We start from the raw sequence: 762 nt of genomic DNA, 5'->3' as shown, positions 1-762 counted from the left end.
GCACACATTCCCTTGTCCACGAAAGTTTTTTGAATATATTCGGTTGTATAATCAATCTGTTCCTGTCTGCTCCATTCTTTCGGCAGGGAAAATTCAAATGAGCGTCCAAGCTGTGCATCTGCATTTTTTTCTATCTTTAAGACCTCATTCCATAGACGCTGTTTCTGAAATGTGATTTTAAACTTTTCCAGTGCGGCATCTTTATCATCCGCTCTTTTATAACGGATAGACTGTTGAAACCTTTTTATATTTTCTTCCGGTACATGCAGCCATTCAGGAGGTGCATTTTCGCACATCATCAGACTGGTGTAGACGACTTCCTTTTTGGAAGTATAGTAGCTGATTCTGCCTGTTTGCTCATTCTTCATCACATCTCCATTAAGATATGCCGATGCGGATATGACAGATTTTCCTTTACTGCGTCCGACAATCTTTACTGTAAAATGAAATATAGCCATGATACGATTCCCCCTTTCTGCCGTATCCGGCATTGATTTCCGACAGTGTCTTCTTCTGATTTAGCAGGAGTAGAACTGTCGGAACGCCCTCTGCGCAAGAGTGCCCCTGCGGCATGAGCAGGTCTGCATGAAATGCCCGCCGACGGAACGAGCCCGGCAAGCGTAAGCGCAGACCGGTTGCCACTTGTGGCAAACTTATAAGGACGACCTCTGGTTGTCCATAAGTGCGCCCTTCATTCAAAGGCAATGAAGGGAATGGAAACCCCACTCCCTCCGCCATTACACTTCCTCCATGTCTGTAACT

At 45.3% G+C, this 762-nt stretch carries 1 protein-coding gene and 1 pseudogene; both read right to left on the bottom strand.

Going from position 1 to position 762, the window contains the following annotated elements:
* On the bottom strand, positions 1-458 hold a 458-nt coding region (locus tag DW996_RS12870; RefSeq protein ID WP_158575336.1), incomplete at its 3' end, for a MobA/MobL family protein.
* A pseudogene (locus DW996_RS12865) lies at positions 434-738 on the bottom strand (hypothetical protein). The gene DW996_RS12870 and the pseudogene DW996_RS12865, both read right to left, overlap by 25 nt.
* Positions 739-762 lie beyond the last annotated feature (24 nt).

Source organism: Roseburia sp. AM51-8, from assembly GCF_003478275.1.
GTDB lineage: Bacteria > Bacillota > Clostridia > Lachnospirales > Lachnospiraceae > Pararoseburia > Pararoseburia lenta.
The sequence above is the reverse complement of the archived record's forward strand: the minus strand, read 5'-3'. Positions and strand labels throughout refer to the sequence as shown.